Genomic DNA, 18,788 nt, shown 5'->3' with positions numbered 1-18,788 from the left:
CCGGTCACTTCGTCTCCTTCGCAGCTTTCACCAGCGCCTCGAAAAGCCTGATGTCGTCGGGATTCTGTTCGGGATGCCATTGGATGCCGAGAACGAACCCGTCGCCGGGCAGTTCGGCAGCCTCGATGGTCCCGTCGGCGGCCCAGCCGACCGGGACCAGCCCGTCGCCGAGCTTGTCGATCGCCTGATGGTGGTAACACGGCACCTTGGTCTCGGCGCCGAGGATCGACGCGACGCGGCTGCCCTCGGCAAGCCTCACCGTAGTGGTGCCGAAGATCCCCGGCGCGGGCTGGTGATCCGCACTGTCCAAAGTGTCCGGCAGGTGCTGCGCGAGCGTGCCGCCCAGCGCGACACTGAGCACCTGCAGCCCGCGGCACACACCCAGCACCGGTTTGCCACTGTCCAAAGCGGACCGCAGCACACCGAACTCGAAGGCGTCGCGGTTCGGCCTCGTGTACGTCGTCGCGTGCTGCTCCTGGCCGTAGCGCGCCGGGTCGACGTCGGCGCCGCCGGCCAGCACAAGTCCGTCCACGGCGGACACCAGCCGATCGTGTGCCCCGCTCACCGGCGGCAGCAGGACCGGAACGCCGCCCGCCGCGACGATCCCGTCGACGTAGACCCTGTGCAACAACGCGGCTTCGGTCTCCCAGACGAGGAACTTCGCGGGTTCCAGATAGGAGGTGAGCCCGATCAGGGGCTCAGAGACGTTCGAAGCCACGGATCCTCTCCCAGTCGGTGACGGCCGCGTCGTACGCGGTCAGTTCGACCTTCGCCGCGTTCAGGTAGTGATCGACGACCTCGTCCCCGAACGCGGACCTCGCGAGCTCGCTCTTGTCCAGCAGGTCCGCGGATTCCCGCAGGGTCGTCGGCACCGTCGGCTTGCCGGAACCGTAGGCGTTGCCCTGGAACTCCGGCTCCAGCTCCAGTTCGTTCTCGATGCCGTGCAACCCGGCCGCGATCAGCGCGGCCACCGCGAGGTACGGGTTGACGTCGCCGCCCGGGACGCGGTTCTCGGTGCGTAGCGAATCTCCGTGCCCGACGACGCGGAGCGCGCACGTGCGGTTGTCGGTGCCCCACGCGACGGCCGTCGGCGCGAAGCTGCCGGGGACGAAACGCTTGTAGGAGTTGATGTTCGGCGCGAAGAAATAGGTCAGCTCACGCAGCCCGGCGAGCTGGCCCGCGAGGAAGTGCTCCATCAGCGGCGAGAACCCGCCGGGACCGTCGCCCGCCAGGACGGGCTCGCCCTCGGCGGAGCGCAGGCTGATGTGGATGTGGCACGAGTTGCCCTCGCGTTCGTTGTACTTCGCCATGAACGTGAGGCTCTTGCCCTCCTGCGCGGCGATCTCCTTCGAGCCGGTCTTGTAGACGCTGTGGTTGTCGCAGGTGGTCAGCGCGTCGGTGTAGCGGAACGCGATCTCGTGCTGGCCGGGGTTGCACTCGCCCTTGGCCGACTCGACGTACAGGCCCGCTCCGCCCATGTCGTTGCGGATCCGCCGCAGCAGCGGCTCGATCCGCGCGGTGCCGAGCATCGAGTAGTCGACGTTGTACTGGTTGGCCGGGCGCAGGTCCTGGTACCGCTTGTCCCAGGCCGACTCGAAGGTGTCGTCGAAGACGATGAACTCCAGCTCGGTGCCGACGTACGCGGCGAGACCGCGTGCGGCGAGCCGGTCGAGCTGACCGCGCAGGATCTGGCGCGGCGAAGGGGCCACGGCGCCGCCTTCCACCCGTTCGAGGTCGGCGAGGACGAGCGCGGTGCCCTCCTGCCACGGAAGCAGGCGCAGCGTGCCGAAGTCCGGGCGCATGACGAAGTCGCCGTAGCCGGTCTCCCAGGACGACATCGCGTATCCGTCGACGGTGTTCATGTCCACGTCGACCGCGAGCAGGTAGTTGCACGCTTCGGTGGCGTGCTCGACGACCTCGTTGAGGAAGTATTCGGCGGCGCAGCGTTTGCCCTGCAACCTGCCCTGCATGTCGGTGATCGCCACCAGCACCGTGTCGACGGTGCCGTCCTCGACCAGTTCCCGGAGCCGATCCAGCGTGAGCATGCCGCGCCTGTTCGCCATCAGCCTCACCTAAAGGTTCGAAGCGGTACCTTTGCGGCTTCTTCCTACCGGGTCGGCCGGACACGGTCAACTCAGACAATGGTCTGATCCGTTACCCATTGCGCACCGTAGTTGATCCCTGGGCGGATTGTCTGCGATGCCCGGCTGAGAAGATGCTGTGAATCCCGCCGCACCGGGAGGAGATCCGCGCATCCGGGACGTTGTACGGATCAAGAGAGGTGAGAAGGAATGACACAGGCATTCACGCAGCAGACCACGTTCACCGAGCCCCAGGGGCGGGCTCAGCTCCCGACGATGCCCAGTGGGTGGCCGATCGGCTCGTACGAGTCGTACTCCGAAGCGCAGCGTGCCGTCGACCACCTCGCGGGAACGGACTTCCCGATCACGGACGTCACCATCGTCGGTGTCGAGCCGGTCCTGGTCGAGCGGATCGCCGGACGGATGGGCTGGAGCAAGGTGCTCACCAGCTCGGCGCTGTCGGGCGCGATGTTCGGTATGTTCCTCGGCCTCGTGCTGAGCCTGCTGAACCCGGGCGCCGGACTGGTGCCGATCCTCGTCGGCCTCGTCGGCGGTATCGGGTTCAACCTGCTCTTCGGCGCACTGGGGTACGCGGCTTCGAAGAACAAGCGCGGGTTCATCTCGCAGAGCCAGCTGGTCGCCCGGCGTTACGACGTCCTGGCCCAGCCGCGCAACGCCGAGAAGGGCCGCGCCCTGCTGGCCGACCTGGCCGCCAGGAGCGCGTTCACCCACTGAGCCTCCCCCACGCGAGCCGGTACCTCAGCACGAGGTGCCGGCTCGCGGCTTTACGGGGGTCAGGCGATGCAGGCCGACCGTGGCGTGCGCCCCGCATCCGCGTTTCGTCCTCTGAATGCGGTAGTTCGTGCTCCCAACTACCGCATTCAGAGGACGAAACGCGGGTGGAGGCGCCCCCGACGGCCGCCTCCACCCGGACCACCTAGCGCGTCGGCTGGGTGGAGTTCGACGGTGGCGCCGCAGAAGAAGGTGGTGCCTGGGCGGTCGTGGAAGGTGGTACCGGCGCGCCCTTCGGGATCGCCGCGCTGAAGGGCACGTCCGTCCTTTCCAGACAGTAGCCGCGGGAACCGTTGTAGCCGTTGAGGTTTCCGTCGTTGTCCTGGACTCCCCGGTCGAGCCGCGGACGCGGGTAGCGGTTGTCGTCACCGACCTTCCGCTTCTCGCCCGTGCTCCGTTCGCAGGCGTACCGGGTCGTGCTGAGCGGACGCCCCTCTTCGTCGTAGAGGTAGATCTCGGTCAGCGGCTTGCCCTCGGCGTCGAACGCGTAGATGTTCTCCACGTCCTGGCTGCCGTACATCAGCTGCGGGTTGCCGTAGTTGTCGTTGTAGTTCGGCGCGTAGGGACTGTTGTAGGAACCGTTGCTGTAGGACCGCTTCGCGACCAGGTCGACCGCCGCGCCCGCACCGCCGAGCATGCTGCCGATGACGAACGCCGAGATCGGCACCGCCAGCCACAGCAACCGCCGGTCGGCCTTCAGCTTCGGGCCCGCCCAGACCACCGCCACGGCGGCCAGCAGCATCAGCGGAAGGAGCAGCACGGCTTCGGTATCGCGGAGCACGAGCAGCAGGCCGAAGATGACCAGCACCGCCGCGCACAGCACCCACCACGCCGGTTTGAGCGTGCGGAAGTAGTTCAGCCCCTTGCTGTTCCGGTCCTTCTGGAACGAGGTCGCGATCTCGCGGAGCTTGACCACCTCGGGCAGTTCCGCGATCGGGGCGACCCCCTTCCGGACCACGTAGGCGACGCTGATCGCGAGCACGGGTGCGACGAAAAGCAGGCCCAGTAACGGATCCACCCGGACCAACACCGCGGCGGCGAAGCCGAACAGCGCGAAGCCCCCGACCGAGAACACCAGGCCCCACAACGCGAACCGCGCTCCGCCGACCCCGGTCTTCACCTTCAGCACGGTGGTCTTGTCGCCCGCGTCGGCCGGACGCGGCGGGTAGCCGCCGGACGCCCGCAGCTCGGCGGCGTAGCCTTCGGGACTGCCCAGCCGCTCGATCAGGGCGTCGACCTTGGGATTGTCCCCCAGTTCCGCCTCCATCTCGGCGAGATGCGGCCGGACGTCTTCGAGGATTTCCTCGACTTCGCTCTCGGGCAGGTCGGCGAGCGCGCTCCTGACCCTCGCCAGATACACCCGCACGGCGGTCGGATTCTGCGTGCTCATGCTGCCTCTCCCAACAGGCTGTTCATCGTCGTGGCGAAAGTCCGCCAGGTCTGCCCCGACTCTTCGAGCCGCTGGCGACCCGGCTCGTTGAGGCTGTAGTACTTGCGGTGCGGGCCTTCCTCGCTCGGCACCACGTAGGACGTCAGCAGGCCTGCCTTGTACAGCCGCCGGAGCGTCCCGTACACCGAGGCGTCGCCCACCTCCTGCAACCCCGCGATACGAAGTCTTCGGAGTACGTCGTAGCCGTAGCCGTCCTCTCCGCGAAGCACCGCGAGAACGGCGAGGTCCAGCACGCCTTTAAGTAGCTGACTGATCTCCACAGTCGCGTCCCTCCCAGTCTTACGCGACAGAAAGTACCACGCATTGCACAGTAGTGCGCACGGCGGAAGCGACTTGCGGCGAACGGGTGGTTCATGGGTTACTTAGTCCAGTAATGAACCACCGCACCCGCACGGGTGCACGAAGACTGGGACGGAGGTGTCGTGCTCGACGAAGGAACACCACTGTTCGTGCAGATCGCCGAACAGATCGCCGACGACATCGCCGAGGGAAGCCTGGCCGAGGGGGAACGCGTGCCGTCAACCAACGAACTCGCCGCCTTCTACCGGATCAATCCGGCGACGGCGGCCAAGGGGATCAACGTGCTCGCCGATGACGGCCTGCTGGAGAAACGGCGCGGGATCGGCATGTTCGTCGCCGCCGGTGCGCGGCAGAAGCTGCTCACCGACCGGCGGCAGCGGTTCGCCGAGCAGTACCTCGACCCGATGCTCAGCGAAGCGCGGCGCCTCGGCATCGACGACGAAACCCTGATCTCGCTCATCCGCGGGAACGGACACCGGAACGGAGGACCCGCCGCATGACGCCGACCATTTCGACCACCGGCCTGACCCGGCGCTACGGCGACCATCTCGCGCTCGGCGATGTCTCGGTCGACATCGAAGAAGGCAAGATCACCGGCCTGCTGGGCCGCAACGGCGCGGGCAAGAGCACCTTCCTGCGCATCGTCACCGCGCAGGAGTTCGCCAGCGCGGGCTCGGTCCGCGTGTTCGGTGAGAGCCCGGTCGAGAACGAGCGGGTGCTGAAGCGCCTGGTGCTCGTCCGCGAAGACCAGCAGTTCCCGGATTTCAAGGTGCGGCACGCACTTTCGGCCGCTTCGTGGTTCTATCCGAATTGGGACGCGGAACTCGCCGACACGCTGCTCCGCGACTTCGACCTGCCGACGAAGCGCCCGATCAAGAAGCTCTCGCGAGGGATGCGCTCGGCGCTGTCGATCACGATCGGACTCGCGGCGCGAGCGGAACTCACGCTGCTCGACGAGCCGTACGCGGGCCTCGACGCCGTCGCGCGCCAGCTGTTCTACGACCGGCTGCTCGACGACTACTCGACCCATCCGCGCACGATCCTGCTCTCCACGCACCTGATCGACGAAGTGGCCGATCTGCTGGAGCACGTGGTGATGATCGACAAGGGCCGCGTCGCCCTCGACGCGGCGGCCGACGAACTGCGCGGCTCGGCCGTCACGGTCTCGGGCCCCGCCCTCGCGGTGGACGACTTCGTCACCGGGCGCCGGGTGCTGCATCGCCGCAAGATCGGCTCGCGGGCTTCGGTCACCGTCGCCGACGCACTCGACGCCGCCTCGAAGGCGAAGGCCAAGGCCCTGCACCTGAAACTCGAGCCGCTTTCCTTGCAGCAACTGATGGTGCACACCTCCACCGGACAGACCGCAGAGGAGGCGTCCGCATGAACACCCTGATCAACGTCGCGCGCTACCACCTGGTGGACCGGCTCCAATACGTCGTCCTCCCGGTCGGCATCACGTTCTTCGCCTTCGGGGTGAATCTCGCGATCTTCTCGCTGCTCCCCGAAACACCGGATGAGAACTACTCCGGCGGCCTGTTCACGCTGTATGTGTTCATGCTCGTCTGTGGCGCCTTGAGCATGACGAAGTCGCTGCCGTTCGGGCTCGCGCTGGGCGTGTCGCGACGGTCGTACTACCTTGGCACGATCCTGCTGGTCGCCGGGCTGTCCGCGCTGTACGCGGTGGGGATCGTCGTGTTCCAGGCGATCGAGGAGGCGACCGGCGGCTGGGGGCTCGGCCTCAACTACTTCCGGGTGCCGTGGCTTCTCGACGGTCCCTGGTACCTGACCCTGCTCACGTCGTTCGTGTTCCTGACGCTGATGTTCGTCTACGGCATGTGGTACGGCCTGATCTACCGGCGCGCCGCGGTGGTGGGTGTCGTCCTCTTCGGCGCCGCGCAGGTCCTGGTGCTGCTGGGCGGGGTGCTGCTGCTCAGCTGGACCGATTCCTGGCCGAAGGTCGGCACGTTCTTCAGCACGCTGACCGTCGGCGGCGTGAGCGGGGTGCTCGCCGTGCTGGTCTGCCTCGCGGGGGTGGGCGGATTCGCCACGATGCGCCGCGTCACGGTCTGAAACCATTCCACACCAAGGAGTTCCGTGATGGCCGTGACTCATGTGGTGCTGTCGGTACTGCTGGCCGCGATCTTCGCCGTGCTGGGGGTGGCGAAGATCCTGCGTCAGCAGGCGTTGGTCTCCCGGACCGGGAGGCTCGGCTTCTCGGTCCGGGAGATCCAGGGGATCGGCGCGCTCGAACTCGCGGGAGCGGCGGGCCTGGTGGCCGGGTTCTTCTGGCGGCCGCTCGGGGTCGCGGCGGCGATCGGCCTGATGGCGTTGCTGATCGGCGCGGCGGTCTTCCACGTGCGGGCGGGCGACGGGATCAAGGACGTCGCCCCGCCGATCTGGCTCGCGCTGGTCTCGGCTGCGGCCGCCATCACCGCGATCGTTTCCGCTTAGGCCGTGTCCGGCAAGTCTTGCCCGCGGTCTCCGCGCCCAAGTGGTCCCTGACGGCACGGGCGGACGCGGCCGAGTACGACCCGACACGAGGCCGATCCGCCCGCACCGCCAGGCACCACCTGGATCACGAAGCCCATCGAACAGACTTACCGGACACGGCCTAGGCCACAAGCGTTTCACGGGCTCGGTCGCGAACGCGTCCGACCACGACGGACCGCCGCCAGGCGCGCGTGACCTCCACCAGCCACGCCGCTTCGGTGGCGATGTCCGGCTCGTCGAGGTAGGTCGCCGGAACGTCGTCGGGGGCGTACCGGCGGCCCGCCTCGGAGGCGACGAGCGCGGCGGCCAAGGCCGCGGCCTCGACCGTCGCGGCGATCCGGGCTTCGGGGATCTTCGCCTTGCGCGCTTCGGCTTCCGCGACCGCCGGGACCTCCGGATCGAAGTAGGGCCGCAACGCGAGAAGACCGTCCCGGATCTCGATGACCCTGCGGTACAACGCGAATTCGACGCCGCCCGGCATACCGGGGCCCGGATCCAGCGCGATTCCCGGGACGGCTTCGCGCAGCGCGGTCCACAACGGTTCGATCCGGCGGTACGTCCGGTACGCGCCGATCAGCCGGAACGGCGCGGCCAGCGCGGGCCCCCACACGCTGAGCGTCGCGCCGGCCCCGGCGAGCCCGACACTCAGCGCCGCCAGGATCGCCGAGAACGTGTCCTCACCGGCGTCGACCGCACCGGTCGTGGCGAGGATGTAGATGTCGTCGACGTCCCAGAAAGTCCAGCCCAGCGCGGAAACCCCGCCACCGACGAGCAGCCACAGCCCGATCCGGAGCGGACCGGGGTCGGCATGACGCGCGAAGCGGGCGAAGACGATCGAGAAGGTCAGCAGGCTGATCAGACCGTAGACGAGGAAAAGGACGTTGTACGCGACGAACCAGCCGAGCTTGCCTGGCCCGGCGGCGGTGTGGTCGCCTACCCGGTAGCTGTCGGACAGGAAGAAGAGCGCGGTTTCGGCGACCACCACGGTCCAGGAAAGCACCGCGTGCCAACCGATCCGCTTGCCCTCCCCCAGTTTCAGCGAACGCGCGAACGCGACCGCGAAGGCCATCGCGCCGATCTTGAGCAGGTCGGCCGCCAGGTTGAGGAGGCTGCCGATGGGTTCTTCGACACCGACGGCGTTCTCCATGGCCGGGGTGAGCAGCATGATGCCGCCCGCGATGCACATCCCGAAGCCGCTGAGGAACCACATCCGCCGTGACGGCTGGGTGTGGCGGGCCTGGATCAGCTTGTAGCCGAAGCCCGCGAAGGCCACCACGCAGCAGAAGTACGCGATGGTCTCGGTCACGGCAGGCGCCGTTTCCGGCTGCCGAAGAGGTCGTCGACCCTCGCCATCCCGCCGGCGAGATCGCTCCCGCTCTCGTCGGGACGCGCGGCGCCGCGCACCGTCGTCCGCGCGACACGGTGCGCGAGGAGACTGGCGAGCAGTTCGGCCTCCTGCTCCTCGACGGCGCTGTAGCTCGTGCGGCCGAGGACACGGCGGACGAGGTCCGGCGACAGGTTCGGCATGAGGGCCTTTCCGGCGGCGGCGTCGAGCACGATCCCGTCGGCCCCGGCGTCGGAGCCGACGTGGCCGCACACCAGGTGGCCGACCTCGTGCAGCAGGATATGCCGTCGGTGCAGGGCGGTGGTGTTGGTCGGATAGAGGATGTAGTCCGCGCGTTCCGTGCTCATCAGCAGCCCGCACGGGCCGCTTGAAGGGACGCTGACCTGCATCAATTCGATGGGGCGGCCGCGTTCGGCCGCCAGTTCCGCGACGAAGGACTCGGCGTCGAAGGGCTCGGGAAGAGTGACGCCGTCGGCGAGACTCCGGCAGCGGCGCCACAACTCCTTACGGCGACGGTCCACTCACGACTCCTTCTTCGGGCCGCCCCGTCCGGATTCCCTGCGGGCGATCGCGTCGATCATGTCGCTGATGGTGTCGAGTCCGTCGGGGGAAAGCGTTACGGCCCGCAGCGCGACGTCGCGGACTCCCGCGTCGCGAAGGGCGCCGAGGAGCGCGAGTTCCTCGGCGATCTTGGCGCTCTGCTCGTCGTCGAAGAAGTACGCGGGCGAGACGCCGAAGAACTGCGCGAGCGCCTCGAGATGGCGTTTCGTCGGATTGTCGCGACGCCCCGTGCGCAGCTGCCACAGGTACGTCGTCGAGAAGCTTTCGCCGGTCGCCTCGCGGCAGGCCTTGGCGACCTCCTCGTGGCTGTACGGCTCGCGATCGGGTCTCAGCACGATCCGGAACAGCTTGTCGATCTTCTCGGCGAGCGTCGTCTTACCGGGCTCGGTCGCGGCCACCATCCCACTCCCTACATGTCGTGCCCGTTCATGCTAGTTGACGCGGAGCCCGCGGCGTACACGACAGTTTTCACCTCGCGCGCGGCTTCGGCTGGCACCGCGGGCAGGAGAACGACGACCGGTTCATGAAGGGGTCGCGCCGGATGGCCGTCCCGCAGCGGCCGCAGGGCAGTCCTTCCTGGCCGTAGGCGTCGAGTGACCGGTCGAAGTAGCCGGACTCGCCGTTGATGTTGACGTAGAGCGCGTCGAACGACGTCCCGCCGGCGACCAGCGCCTCGGCCATCACGTCACTGGCGGCGGTGAGCACGGCGCGGCCGTGTGCCGCGGTGAGTCTGTCGGTCGGGCGGGCCCAGTGGAGCTTGGATCGCCAGAGTGCCTCGTCGGCGTAGATGTTGCCGATCCCGGAGACGAGGGTCTGGTCGAGCAGGGCGCGTTTGAGCTCGGTCCGCCTCGACCGCAGCGCGCGGACGGCCTGGTCGAGGTCGAACCGCGGATCCATCGGGTCGCGGGCGATATGCGCGATGGTGCCCGGCAACGCCGTCCCGTCGACTTCGGTGAGTTCCGCGAGCGCCAGCCCTCCGAAGGTCCGCTGGTCGACGAAGCGCAACTCCGGCCCGTTGTCGGCGAAGCGGAACCGCACGCGAAGGTGTTTCTCGTCGGGGGCGTCATCGGGCTGGACGAGCATCTGGCCGCTCATGCCGAGATGCGCGAGCATGGCCTGACCGTCGGAAAGCTCCAGCCACAGATACTTGCCGCGGCGGCGGGCGGCGGCGATCTTCACCCCGGAAAGCCGTCCGCCGAAGTCCTCGGCGCCGAGTTCGTGGCGGCGGATCGCGCGGGCGTGGAGGACTTCGACCTCGGTGATCGTCCGGCCCGAGACATGCGCCTCGAGCCCGGCACGGACCACCTCGACCTCGGGGAGTTCGGGCATGCCGTCGATTCTCCCACCGGCCCTCGTGAGTGGTGAGGACGGTCGGAAAGCAAAGTCCCGCTGAGGAGGACTCAGGTCGTCTTCGGGGCCTGTTCGACGTCGAGCTCGGCCGAAAGCTGTCGCCAGGCCGTCTCGGCGGCCTTCTGCTCGGCTTCCTTCTTGGTCGTTCCCGAGCCGTAGCCGAGTTCACGCCCGCCGACGAGGACGGTGGCGCTGAACTCCTTGCGGTGATCGGGCCCGGTGTCCTCGACCTTGTACTCGGGCACGCCGAGCCCGGCCGACGCCGTCAGCTCCTGGAGGCTGGTCTTCCAGTCCAGACCGGCGCCACGCAGCGGCGCCTCGGCGAGCAGGTCGTCGAACAGGTGGTGCACGAGCTTGCGCGCGACGTCGATGCCGTGCTGCTGGTACGCGGCGCCGATGACGGCTTCGAGCCCGTCGGCGAGGATGCTCGCCTTGTCCCGGCCGCCGGTGAGCTCTTCGCCCTTGCCCAGCAACAGGTGCTTGCCCAGCCCGCCCTCACCGAGGCCGCGCGCGACCCTGGCCAGCGCGTGCATGTTGACCACGCTGGCCCGGAGCTTCGCGAGCTGTCCCTCGGCCAGTTCGGGATGGGTGTTGTAGAGGTGGTCGGTGACGACCAAGCCCAGCACCGCGTCGCCGAGGAACTCCAAACGCTCGTTCGGCGGCAACCCACCGTTCTCATAGGCATAAGAACGGTGGGTCAGCGACAGCGTCAGCAGCTCGGGTTCGATCGTGATCCCGAGAGCTTCGAGCAGTGGTGCGGGGTCCGCGGGTGGTCCACCGGCAGATTTGCCCCCCATGTCGTCGGCTGCCGATCAGGCGGGCTCGACGACCTGGCGACCGTTGTGCTGGCCGCAGGCCGGGCACGCGATGTGCTGGAGCTTCGGCTGCTTGCAGGCGCGGTTGGAGCAGGGCACCAGCTGAACCGGAGCCGCCTTCCACTGGCTGCGGCGCGCGCGGGTGTTGGATCGCGACATCTTCCGCTTCGGGACGGCCACGAGTAGATCTCCTTCAGACGGTCTGCCCGCGGTCGCGAGCGAACTTGCTTCTCCGGAACGAGCTGGTGCTCGTCAGGCTTGCTTTCCGGGGCCATCGGCCTGGTCGTCGTCCGTTTCGTCATCGAAACGATCGACCAGCGCGGCCCACCGAGGGTCTATCTTCTCATGCCCGTGCCCGGGCTCGAGATCGGCCCACTTGACACCGCATTCGGTGCACAGTCCCCGGCAGTCCTCGGTGCACAGCGGGGCCAGCGGCAGCGCCAGCACCACCGCGTCTCGGACCGTCGGCTCGAGGTCGATCCGGTCGTCCACCAGGCGAGGGATCTCGTCCTCGTCGGTGGTCTCCTCGGTCGCGGAGCCGGGGTAGGCGAAGAGCTCGGTCAGGTCGACCTCGACGTCCTCGGTGATCGGGTCGAGGCACCGCGAGCAGTGCCCCGTCGCGACGGCGGACGCCGTGCCGCTGACGAGCACGCCCTCGACGACGGACTCGAGGATCAGGTCGAGTTCGAGGGCGGAACCGGCGTCGATGGTGATGACGTCGGGCACACCGAGCGCGGTCTCGATGGGGATCGAGCGTTGGACGGCCTTGCTCAGGCCGGCGTGACGGCCGAGTTCGCGGGTGTCGAGCACCCACGGGCTCCGGCCGTCCAGTTGCGCAGGCCTGGCCTGCGGCGACTTGTTCTCAGACATCGATCACCAGGGTACGCAGTGCCCGCCACTTACTTTCGGGCGCGGTCGGCGAAGTCCGTGAAGGCCTCCTTCACGACCTCCCTCGCGAGGGGCCTTCAGGTACTTCGGCGATCAGGACTGGTAGTCGTACAGCGACGTCCGGCTGTTGCCCGGCAGGTTGACCGGGGACCGCAGGTGGTTGCGCCCGGAGTCGACCGTCCGCAGCGTGGTCGCCAGCAGCTCGGAGAACTCGGCCAGCTTCCCGTCGACGTAGGCGTCGCAGTCGCCGCGCTGCTTGTCGGCCTCGACGTGCGCCTCGTCGACGATGCGGGCCGCCTCGCCGTGCGCGGCCTGGACGACCTCGGTCTGGGCGACGAGCCGGGCCTGTTCGGCGCGGCCGTCCTCGATGGCGCGCTCGTAGGCGTCGCGGCCGGCCTGGATCATCCGCTCCGACTCGGCGCGGGAGCGGTCGGTGAGATTCTGGAACTCGGCCTGCCCGGCGGCGACCATGCGCTCGGCCTCGGCGTGCGCGTCGCCCATCATCTGCTCGGCGCGGGCGCGGGCGTCCGCGAGGATGCGCTCGGCCTCGGCCTGCGCGTCGGAGACCGTGCGGTCGGCCTCGGTGTTCGCCGTGGCGACCGTCTCGGCCGCTTCGGTGCGGGCGGTCTGGATCAGCTGATCACGCTTGTCGAGGACGTCCTGGGCGTCGTCCACCTCGCCCGGCAGCGCGTCGCGGATGTCGTCGAGCAGTTCCAAGGTGTCCCCACGCGGGACGACACAACTGGAGGTCATCGGCACGCCGCGGGCTTCCTCCACGATGGTGACGAGCTCGTCGAGCGCCTCGAAAACCCGGTACACGGCCCACTCCCTACCTACTGCTACAGCGATCCCCACATTCCCTGAGATCAGTTTGCCCTCATCGCCGCCGTAAGGGGTGAAAGCGCGCGGTACCGGGCGTGTCCCCGCCGGTACCGCGCGCCGCCTACCGCAGGTCGAGCCCGGGATCGGTGACCAGTCTGATCAGCTGGTCGTCGGACGATGGCGAGCCACCGTCGATCGCGCTGTCCGTCACGGTCACCGACGTGCCGTCGGCCCGGTACACGACCGCCCCGCGCGTCGCCTCGACTTCACCGGGAGGCAGTGACGGGACGATCCCGGAGAGGACGACGGTGCTTCCGTCGGCTTGGGGCAGCTTCACGCAGTCCACCGGTTCGCCGCTCGTCACGCCGGAGATGTCCGCGTCGAGCCCGGCGACGGCCTTTCGTCCCGGCTTACAGCTGTCTGCGAGGGAGAAACCCAGCTTGGCCGCCTCGGTACCGCTGATCGTGAGGACGAGGACACGGGCGAAGCCGCCGGCGTCCCGGTACCCGGCCGTGGCGACGAGGACGTCCCAGTCCTTCACGGTCCGCAGCTGGTGGACGGAGCGGACCTGAATGTCACGGGCCCCGGTCAGCACGGCGGGCAGGATGGCCGTCAGATGCCTGGTGATCCGCGCTTTCTCAGCCGTCAAATCCAACTTCGGCGATATCGGCGGCTTCGCTGGAACAGTGACTTGAGATGTCGGCCCGGCGGGCGTGACCACGGGATCGTCTCCCGGCGCCGCGAACACCACCGCCGCCGCGATCACCGCCAGCGTGGCTCCCCCGGTCAGCGCCACCGCCCGCCGGTTCCGCGTCTTCTTCGCCGCCGTCACGGCGACCTCGTCCGGGTCGAAGCCGAGCGGGGGCTCGGCCAGGGTGATCCCGCGCAGCCTGTTCTCGAGTTCGTCCATCACGCGCTCCTCCCGGAGACAGCCTCGTCGTGCTGTCTCTGCAGGGCCGCGCGGAGGACATCGAGTCCTCGCGCGGCCTGGCTCCTGACCGTCCCTTCCGAACAGCGCAGCGCGACGGCGACCTCCGCGACCGGGAGATCGGCGCAGTAGCGCAGCACGACGGCGGCGCGCTGTTTCGGGGGAACTTCGGCGAGGGCGCGAAGCAGCGAATCCGAGATCCCGGCATCGGCCGGGACGGCCGGCTCTTCGGGGACGACGCCATCGCGGTTCTCTCTGCTCCGCCATGGTCGTCGCCGCTCGTCGAGCCAGCAGCGCATCAGGATCTGCCTCGTGTAGTTGTCGACGGGCCCTTTCCGGCGGACCTTCGACCAGACCCGGTACAGGCGTATGAGCGCGGTTTGGACCAGATCCTCCGCGAGGTGCCAGTCGCCGCAGAGCAGGTATGCCGTCCGCCGGAGCGGTAGCGCCTTCTCCCTGGCGAACTCCCTGAAGCTCGCATCGTCCCCAGACCGCATCGTGCCTCCTCGTCCGTGTTCCGGTGTATCTCACGGACGGGGAGGCGCGAAATGTTGCACGGAGCGGATCAACCGGCGAGGTTCACCAGTTTGAAGGTCGTGTAGCGGTCCGGCGTGTAGACGATTTCGCCGCCCTTGCCGGAGATCACGCGGTCGCTCGTGCCCACCGGGAACAGCTGGTAGTACCCGGCGGCGCACGACGGCAGCACGCCTTCGCGGTTCTCGTAGACCGTGCCGGTCGCGCCGCCGCGCGCGGAGTCCACCACGGACTTCGCCGCGGAGGACAGCGTCGAGTAGCCGATCTTCGTCAGCTTCGAGGTGTCGCCGCAGGACGGCGCCGGGGTGCCGTCGGCGTCGATCACGGAGAAGGTCTTGTAGTGGTCGGCGGTGTAGAAGTGCTCGCCGGCGTTACCGGTGACGATGCGGCGCGCACCGCGATCGGGCGAGCCCGGCGTCGGGACCGTGTACTCGCGGTAGTAGCCCGACGCGCACTTCGGAAGGATGTTCTCGCGGTTCGAGAAGACCGTGCCGTCCTTGTCCGGGTACGGGAACGGGCCACCCTTCTGGATGAGGTCGTAGGTCGTCGTCGCCTCGGCGGGCAGCGACGACAGCGACACGTGCTTGAACCCGGTGAGATCCCCGCACGGGTTCTGCTGGATGGAGACGGGGGCGGCCGTGGCCTGCGCGGCACTCAGCCCACCGAAGAACGTGACAAGCAGAACGAGCAGCGCGGCGGCGATCCGCGATCGTTTGTTGGTCATTTTCGGACCGTAACCCGATCGTGTATTCACCAGAAGGCGCCGAGATGAACTCTCGCCGCCTACCGACCAACGGCTTCGGCCGTTCGGGTCAAGCTCGTTCGGAGTACTTCTCCGAGAGGCGTTTGAACACTACCGGCGGCACCAGGTGCTCGATGTCGCCACCGAGCGCGGTGACCTCTTTGACCAGCGAGCTCGACACGAACCCGTACGTCGGATTGTTGGCCATCAGCAGGGTTTCGAGCCCGGTCAGCTCGCGGTTCATCTGCGCCATCTGGAGCTCGTAGTCGAAGTCGCTGACCGACCGCAGGCCCTTCGCGACCGCGATGATGTCGTTCTCGCGGCAGTAATCGACCAGGAGTCCTTGCCACGAGTCGACGCGCACGTTCGGCAGCTTCGCGGTGATCTCGCGCAGCATGTCCATCCGCTCCTCGGTGGTGAACAGGCCCTTCTTGCTCTTGTTCACCCCCACCGCGACGACGACCTCGTCGAACAGCTTGGCCGCCCGCTCGATGATGTCGAGATGTCCATTGGTGGCCGGGTCGTAGGACCCGGGACAGACTGCACGCCGCATGGCGCGGACGCTACCAAGGCCGACGGTCTCCTGCGCGCTTTCCCGGTGCGGCGTCACACCTGATATTCGGCCCAGTAGAGCGCGGTGTCGCCGTAGCGCTTCGTCCGCATCGGCTCGAAGCCCGGCGGCCAGTCCGGCTCGCCGTCCCGCGCGGCGCGCTCGATCACCACCAGCGCGCCGTCCGTGACCCACCGGCCCGCCGCGAGCGCGGCCATGACCTCCCCCAGACGGGTGGAATCCACAGCGTAGGGCGGATCGGCGAGGACGATGTCGAACGTTTCCGTCGCCGGAGCGGCCACGACCGACTCGACGGCTCCGGCCCGGACCGTGCCGCCGAGCCCCAGCGCGGCGACGTTCCCCTTGAGCACTTCGACCGCGCGCCGGTCCGACTCGACGAACAGCGCGCCGGACGCGCCGCGGGACAACGCCTCCAGCCCGAGCGCGCCCGAACCGGCGTAAAGGTCGAGGACCTGGGCGCCCTGCAGCTCGCCGGCGACCTCCAGCGCGTTGAACAGCGCCTCGCGCACGCGTTCCGACGTGGGTCTCGTGCCCTTCGGCGGGACCTTCAGCCGCCTGCCGCCCGCGGTCCCCGCCACGATCCTGGTCATGCGTGCATCGTGCCTCAACGCCTTCCGCCGTGACGTTGGCCGGGACTTGGTGAAGCCGCCGCCCAGCTCGCGTAGAGTCGTCCTTCGCCCTCGGAGGCGATAGAAGCGTTTAGGAGCGTTGCGTGTCCGAACCTCGGGTCAGACGGGCCGAGATCGCCATCGAGCAAGCCCATGTGGACACCGTCTACACCCGGCTCGCCGAACTGCGAGCCCAGGCTGAGGCCATGCGTACCAAGGGCTATGAGATCGGCCATGGCGCCGGGCGGGAAGCCATTTTCGAGCAGGCGTCCATGCTGTTCGAACGGGACATGATGGTGTTCCACGCCAATCAGACCCTCCAGACCCTCGACGCGGAGTACGAGGGGCTGGTGTTCGGCAGGCTCGACCACCTCGACAACGACCACATCTACGTGGGCCGCCTCGGTATCCGCGACGCCGAGTTCGACAACCTCGTCACCGACTGGCGCGCGCCCGCGGCCGCGGCGTTCTACCAGGCGACGGCCGAGGAGCCGATGGACGTCGTCCGGCGCCGGGTGATCCGGTGCTCCGGCCAGAACGTGCTCGACGTCGACGACGACGTCCTGATCGCCGACGCGGTCCCCGACAGGATGCAGATCGTCGGCGAAGGCGCGCTGATGGCCGCGCTCGGCCGGTCGCGTGGCGAGAAGATGCGGGACATCGTCGCCACCATCCAGAAGGAACAGGACGAGGTCATCCGGGCGCCGTGGCGCGGGGTCACGGAGATCACCGGCGGCCCCGGCACCGGCAAGACCGCGGTCGCGCTGCACCGCGCGGCGTACCTGCTCTACCGTCACCGCCGCCAGCTCGGCGGCGCGGGTGTCCTGGTGATCGGCCCGTCCGGGGTGTTCACCAGCTACATCTCGCGGGTGCTGCCGTCGATGGGTGAGACGAACGTCGAACTCCGGGCGCTCGGTGAGGTCCTCGACGGCCTCGAAGCGACGCGCCAGGACCCGGCTCCGCTGGCGGCGATCAAGGGATCGCTGCGGATGCGCAAGATCCTGCTGCGCGCGCTGCGGGACACGCCGGAAGAGGCGCCCCAGGACATGAAGATCGTCTACCGCGGCGAGGTGCTGCGGCTCGACGCGCGCGAGCTCGACAAGGTGCGCCGCAAGGTGCACACCGCGGGTGGGCCGCCGAACCGGTCGCGGATCCGCGCCGCCGAACTGCTGCTCGACGCGCTCGCCGCGAAGGCCGAGCAGCACGCGAAGGACGACGGCCGTCAGCTCGACAAGGCCGAGCTGATCACCGAACTCGGTGAGCGCATCGAGTTCCACCGGTTCCTGGTGGTCTGGTGGCCGATCCTGTACCCGGCGCAGATCCTGCGCTGGCTCGGCACCGAGAAGCGGCTCGCGGCCGCGGCGAAAGGCCTGCTCAACCGCGGTGAGATCAGCCTGCTCGCGGCCGATTTCGCCGATCGCTCGCGCGGCTGGACCATCGCGGACATCGCGCTCCTCGACGAGCTTCGCGTCCTGATCGGCCCGCCGCCGAAGAGCAGGCGGACCCGCCAGAGCATCGAGGTCAACCCGGAGCGCGGCGGCGCCCCGACCCGGCCCGAGCACTACGACGAGTACTCGCACGTGGTCGTCGACGAGTCGCAGGACCTCTCGCCGATGCAGTGGCGGATGGTCGGGCGGCGCGGCAAGTACGCGAGCTGGACCGTGGTCGGCGACCCGGTGCAGAGTTCGTGGCCGGATCCGGCCGAGGCCGCGATGGCGCGGGACCAGGCCTTCGGGCTCAAGACGACCCGGCGCCGGTTCACCCTGCGCACCAACTACCGGAACTCGGCGGAGATCTTCGACCTGGCCGCGAAGGTCGTCGCCGGGCACGCGGAGGCCGACGAGCTTCCGCGCGCGGTGCGGCAGACCGGCATCACGCCGGAGGTGCGGCCCGTCGAGGCCGCCGGGCTGGAGGCGGCGACGCAGGCCGCGGTGAAGGAAATGCTGGGTGTCGTCGAAGGCACCGTCGGCGTGATCACCGCCATGGACCGGGTGCCCGAGGTCGAAGGCTGGCTCGACGGGCTGTCGGACGAGCGGCTCAAGGTCGTCGGCAGCCTCGACTCCAAGGGCCTCGAGTACGACGCCGTCGTCCTCGTGGAACCCAACGACCTCATCACGGAGTCGACCACCGGGCGCCGGGTGCTGTACGTCGCGCTGACCCGCGCGACCCAGCAGCTGACGGTCCTGGCCTCGAACCCGGACTGGATCCCGGCCGTCTGACCCCTCACGCGTTTCGTCCTCTGGATGCGCGAGTTCGCCGCCCAATCACGTGAGATACGTGCCTGATCACGCGAGTTACGTCCCTGATCACATGAGTTACGTCCCCAAGCACGCGAGTTCGGCGGCCCGGGATGGACGACACACGTGATCGAACGGACGACACACGTGACTGGACGGACGACACACGTGATTAGACGGACGACACACGTGACTGGATGGACGACACGCGTGATTGGGGGCGTAGCTCGCGTGACGGGGGTGGAAAAGCTGAAGGGCTCCTTCAGGACACTGG

The 18,788-nt window shown here is 68.6% G+C and carries 23 protein-coding genes; 6 read left to right on the top strand and 17 right to left on the bottom strand.

Features of this window, described 5'->3' with window-relative positions; genetic code table 11:
• Positions 1-4: 4 nt before the first annotated feature.
• Both ACLJQ7_RS21100 and ACLJQ7_RS21095 read right to left on the bottom strand, forming a co-directional pair.
• Positions 5-718, bottom strand: coding sequence for a gamma-glutamyl-gamma-aminobutyrate hydrolase family protein (locus ACLJQ7_RS21100; RefSeq protein WP_410649923.1), 714 nt, complete (start codon positions 716-718; stop codon positions 5-7).
• Positions 699-2,063, bottom strand: coding sequence for a glutamine synthetase family protein (locus ACLJQ7_RS21095; protein ID WP_410649922.1), 1,365 nt, complete (start codon positions 2,061-2,063; stop codon positions 699-701). Before ACLJQ7_RS21095 ends, ACLJQ7_RS21100 begins: the two co-directional genes overlap by 20 nt.
• A gap of 228 nt (positions 2,064-2,291) precedes the next feature.
• On the opposite strand from ACLJQ7_RS21095, the gene ACLJQ7_RS21090 reads away from it, so the two are divergent.
• Positions 2,292-2,816 carry a general stress protein gene (locus ACLJQ7_RS21090; RefSeq protein WP_125673321.1) on the top strand — a complete coding sequence of 175 codons (525 nt, stop codon included), beginning with the start codon at positions 2,292-2,294 and terminating at the stop codon, positions 2,814-2,816.
• 202 nt (positions 2,817-3,018) lie between these two features.
• Here ACLJQ7_RS21090 and ACLJQ7_RS21085 read toward each other — a convergent pair whose 3' ends face one another.
• Positions 3,019-4,263 carry a DUF1700 domain-containing protein gene (locus tag ACLJQ7_RS21085; RefSeq protein WP_410649921.1) on the bottom strand — a complete coding sequence of 415 codons (1,245 nt, stop codon included), beginning with the start codon at positions 4,261-4,263 and terminating at the stop codon, positions 3,019-3,021.
• Positions 4,260-4,583, bottom strand: coding sequence for a PadR family transcriptional regulator (locus ACLJQ7_RS21080; RefSeq protein ID WP_034323457.1), 324 nt, complete (start codon positions 4,581-4,583; stop codon positions 4,260-4,262). Before ACLJQ7_RS21080 ends, ACLJQ7_RS21085 begins: the two co-directional genes overlap by 4 nt.
• A 162-nt stretch (positions 4,584-4,745) precedes the next feature.
• Here ACLJQ7_RS21080 and ACLJQ7_RS21075 point away from each other — a divergent pair, with 162 nt between their 5' ends.
• From ACLJQ7_RS21075 to ACLJQ7_RS21060, 4 genes are read left to right on the top strand one after another with little or no spacing between them, the layout of a single operon-like run.
• The gene (locus ACLJQ7_RS21075; protein WP_034323460.1) at positions 4,746-5,123 is read left to right on the top strand and encodes a GntR family transcriptional regulator; all 378 of its coding nucleotides are present in this window, start codon (positions 4,746-4,748) and stop codon (positions 5,121-5,123) included.
• Positions 5,120-6,007 carry an ABC transporter ATP-binding protein gene (locus ACLJQ7_RS21070; protein ID WP_410649920.1) on the top strand — a complete coding sequence of 296 codons (888 nt, stop codon included), beginning with the start codon at positions 5,120-5,122 and terminating at the stop codon, positions 6,005-6,007. The genes ACLJQ7_RS21075 and ACLJQ7_RS21070 overlap by 4 nt, the downstream gene beginning before the upstream one ends.
• A complete protein-coding gene (locus ACLJQ7_RS21065) occupies positions 6,004-6,693 on the top strand; it encodes an ABC transporter permease (protein ID WP_410649919.1) in 690 nt (229 codons plus the stop codon). Before ACLJQ7_RS21070 ends, ACLJQ7_RS21065 begins: the two co-directional genes overlap by 4 nt.
• Positions 6,694-6,720: 27 nt before the next feature.
• Positions 6,721-7,074 carry a DoxX family protein gene (locus tag ACLJQ7_RS21060; protein ID WP_410649918.1) on the top strand — a complete coding sequence of 118 codons (354 nt, stop codon included), beginning with the start codon at positions 6,721-6,723 and terminating at the stop codon, positions 7,072-7,074.
• Positions 7,075-7,234: 160 nt separating this feature from the next.
• On the opposite strand, the gene ACLJQ7_RS21055 is transcribed toward ACLJQ7_RS21060, so the two are convergent.
• The 13 genes from ACLJQ7_RS21055 to rsmD form a co-directional block, all read right to left on the bottom strand.
• Positions 7,235-8,419, bottom strand: coding sequence for an MAB_1171c family putative transporter (locus ACLJQ7_RS21055; RefSeq protein ID WP_410649917.1), 1,185 nt, complete (start codon positions 8,417-8,419; stop codon positions 7,235-7,237).
• Positions 8,416-8,979, bottom strand: a complete 564-nt coding sequence (locus tag ACLJQ7_RS21050; protein ID WP_410649916.1) for a hypothetical protein — start codon at positions 8,977-8,979, stop codon at positions 8,416-8,418. The genes ACLJQ7_RS21055 and ACLJQ7_RS21050 overlap by 4 nt, the downstream gene beginning before the upstream one ends.
• Positions 8,980-9,420 (bottom strand): XRE family transcriptional regulator, encoded by a 441-nt coding sequence (locus ACLJQ7_RS21045; protein ID WP_410649915.1) that lies wholly within the window; start codon positions 9,418-9,420, stop codon positions 8,980-8,982. It lies immediately after the preceding gene.
• 67 nt (positions 9,421-9,487) lie between these two features.
• Positions 9,488-10,348 (bottom strand): bifunctional DNA-formamidopyrimidine glycosylase/DNA-(apurinic or apyrimidinic site) lyase, encoded by an 861-nt coding sequence (mutM, locus tag ACLJQ7_RS21040; RefSeq protein ID WP_410649914.1) that lies wholly within the window; start codon positions 10,346-10,348, stop codon positions 9,488-9,490.
• A gap of 71 nt (positions 10,349-10,419) precedes the next feature.
• Positions 10,420-11,166, bottom strand: a complete 747-nt coding sequence (gene rnc, locus ACLJQ7_RS21035; RefSeq protein WP_410649913.1) for a ribonuclease III — start codon at positions 11,164-11,166, stop codon at positions 10,420-10,422.
• Between the two features lie 15 nt (positions 11,167-11,181).
• A complete protein-coding gene (gene rpmF, locus ACLJQ7_RS21030) occupies positions 11,182-11,364 on the bottom strand; it encodes a 50S ribosomal protein L32 (RefSeq protein WP_005160412.1) in 183 nt (60 codons plus the stop codon).
• 72 nt (positions 11,365-11,436) lie between these two features.
• On the bottom strand, positions 11,437-12,054 hold the full coding sequence (locus ACLJQ7_RS21025; RefSeq protein ID WP_410649912.1) for a YceD family protein: 618 nt from the start codon (positions 12,052-12,054) through the stop codon (positions 11,437-11,439).
• Positions 12,055-12,165: 111 nt separating this feature from the next.
• Positions 12,166-12,891, bottom strand: a complete 726-nt coding sequence (locus ACLJQ7_RS21020) for a DivIVA domain-containing protein (protein ID WP_410649911.1) — start codon at positions 12,889-12,891, stop codon at positions 12,166-12,168.
• A 124-nt stretch (positions 12,892-13,015) separates the two neighbouring features.
• Positions 13,016-13,804 carry a hypothetical protein gene (locus ACLJQ7_RS21015; protein WP_410649910.1) on the bottom strand — a complete coding sequence of 263 codons (789 nt, stop codon included), beginning with the start codon at positions 13,802-13,804 and terminating at the stop codon, positions 13,016-13,018.
• Positions 13,804-14,319, bottom strand: a complete 516-nt coding sequence (locus ACLJQ7_RS21010; protein ID WP_410649909.1) for a SigE family RNA polymerase sigma factor — start codon at positions 14,317-14,319, stop codon at positions 13,804-13,806. The genes ACLJQ7_RS21015 and ACLJQ7_RS21010 overlap by 1 nt, the downstream gene beginning before the upstream one ends.
• Positions 14,320-14,387: 68 nt before the next feature.
• On the bottom strand, positions 14,388-15,080 hold the full coding sequence (locus ACLJQ7_RS21005) for a ribonuclease domain-containing protein (RefSeq protein WP_410649908.1): 693 nt from the start codon (positions 15,078-15,080) through the stop codon (positions 14,388-14,390).
• An 88-nt stretch (positions 15,081-15,168) separates the two neighbouring features.
• Positions 15,169-15,651 (bottom strand): pantetheine-phosphate adenylyltransferase, encoded by a 483-nt coding sequence (coaD, locus tag ACLJQ7_RS21000; protein WP_410649907.1) that lies wholly within the window; start codon positions 15,649-15,651, stop codon positions 15,169-15,171.
• Between the two features lie 53 nt (positions 15,652-15,704).
• A complete protein-coding gene (gene rsmD, locus ACLJQ7_RS20995; RefSeq protein WP_410649906.1) occupies positions 15,705-16,259 on the bottom strand; it encodes a 16S rRNA (guanine(966)-N(2))-methyltransferase RsmD in 555 nt (184 codons plus the stop codon).
• Positions 16,260-16,381: 122 nt separating this feature from the next.
• On the opposite strand from rsmD, the gene ACLJQ7_RS20990 reads away from it, so the two are divergent.
• Entirely contained in the window at positions 16,382-18,496 is a 2,115-nt protein-coding gene (locus tag ACLJQ7_RS20990) for a HelD family protein (RefSeq protein WP_410649905.1), read from the top strand.
• Positions 18,497-18,788: the final 292 nt, after the last annotated feature.

Origin of the sequence: Amycolatopsis sp. cmx-4-54 (assembly GCF_046548895.1) — a bacterium.
Taxonomy (GTDB): Bacteria; Actinomycetota; Actinomycetes; order Mycobacteriales; family Pseudonocardiaceae; genus Amycolatopsis.
The sequence above is the reverse complement of the archived record's forward strand: the minus strand, read 5'-3'. Positions and strand labels throughout refer to the sequence as shown.

Bases quoted from the DNA above. Each gene is read 5' to 3' on its own strand.
- ACLJQ7_RS21095 (WP_410649922.1), bottom strand. From the start codon at position 2,063: ATGGCGAACAGGCGCGGCATGCTCACGCTGGATCGGCTCCGGGAACTG.
- ACLJQ7_RS21090 (WP_125673321.1), top strand. From the start codon at position 2,292: ATGACACAGGCATTCACGCAGCAGACCACGTTCACCGAGCCCCAGGGG.
- ACLJQ7_RS21085 (WP_410649921.1), bottom strand. From the start codon at position 4,263: ATGAGCACGCAGAATCCGACCGCCGTGCGGGTGTATCTGGCGAGGGTC.
- ACLJQ7_RS21070 (WP_410649920.1), top strand. From the start codon at position 5,120: ATGACGCCGACCATTTCGACCACCGGCCTGACCCGGCGCTACGGCGAC.
- ACLJQ7_RS21065 (WP_410649919.1), top strand. From the start codon at position 6,004: ATGAACACCCTGATCAACGTCGCGCGCTACCACCTGGTGGACCGGCTC.
- ACLJQ7_RS21060 (WP_410649918.1), top strand. From the start codon at position 6,721: ATGGCCGTGACTCATGTGGTGCTGTCGGTACTGCTGGCCGCGATCTTC.
- ACLJQ7_RS21045 (WP_410649915.1), bottom strand. From the start codon at position 9,420: ATGGTGGCCGCGACCGAGCCCGGTAAGACGACGCTCGCCGAGAAGATC.
- mutM (WP_410649914.1), bottom strand. From the start codon at position 10,348: ATGCCCGAACTCCCCGAGGTCGAGGTGGTCCGTGCCGGGCTCGAGGCG.
- rnc (WP_410649913.1), bottom strand. From the start codon at position 11,166: ATGGGGGGCAAATCTGCCGGTGGACCACCCGCGGACCCCGCACCACTG.
- ACLJQ7_RS21025 (WP_410649912.1), bottom strand. From the start codon at position 12,054: ATGTCTGAGAACAAGTCGCCGCAGGCCAGGCCTGCGCAACTGGACGGC.
- ACLJQ7_RS21015 (WP_410649910.1), bottom strand. From the start codon at position 13,804: ATGGACGAACTCGAGAACAGGCTGCGCGGGATCACCCTGGCCGAGCCC.
- ACLJQ7_RS21010 (WP_410649909.1), bottom strand. From the start codon at position 14,319: ATGCGGTCTGGGGACGATGCGAGCTTCAGGGAGTTCGCCAGGGAGAAG.
- ACLJQ7_RS21005 (WP_410649908.1), bottom strand. From the start codon at position 15,080: ATGACCAACAAACGATCGCGGATCGCCGCCGCGCTGCTCGTTCTGCTT.
- coaD (WP_410649907.1), bottom strand. From the start codon at position 15,651: ATGCGGCGTGCAGTCTGTCCCGGGTCCTACGACCCGGCCACCAATGGA.
- rsmD (WP_410649906.1), bottom strand. From the start codon at position 16,259: ATGACCAGGATCGTGGCGGGGACCGCGGGCGGCAGGCGGCTGAAGGTC.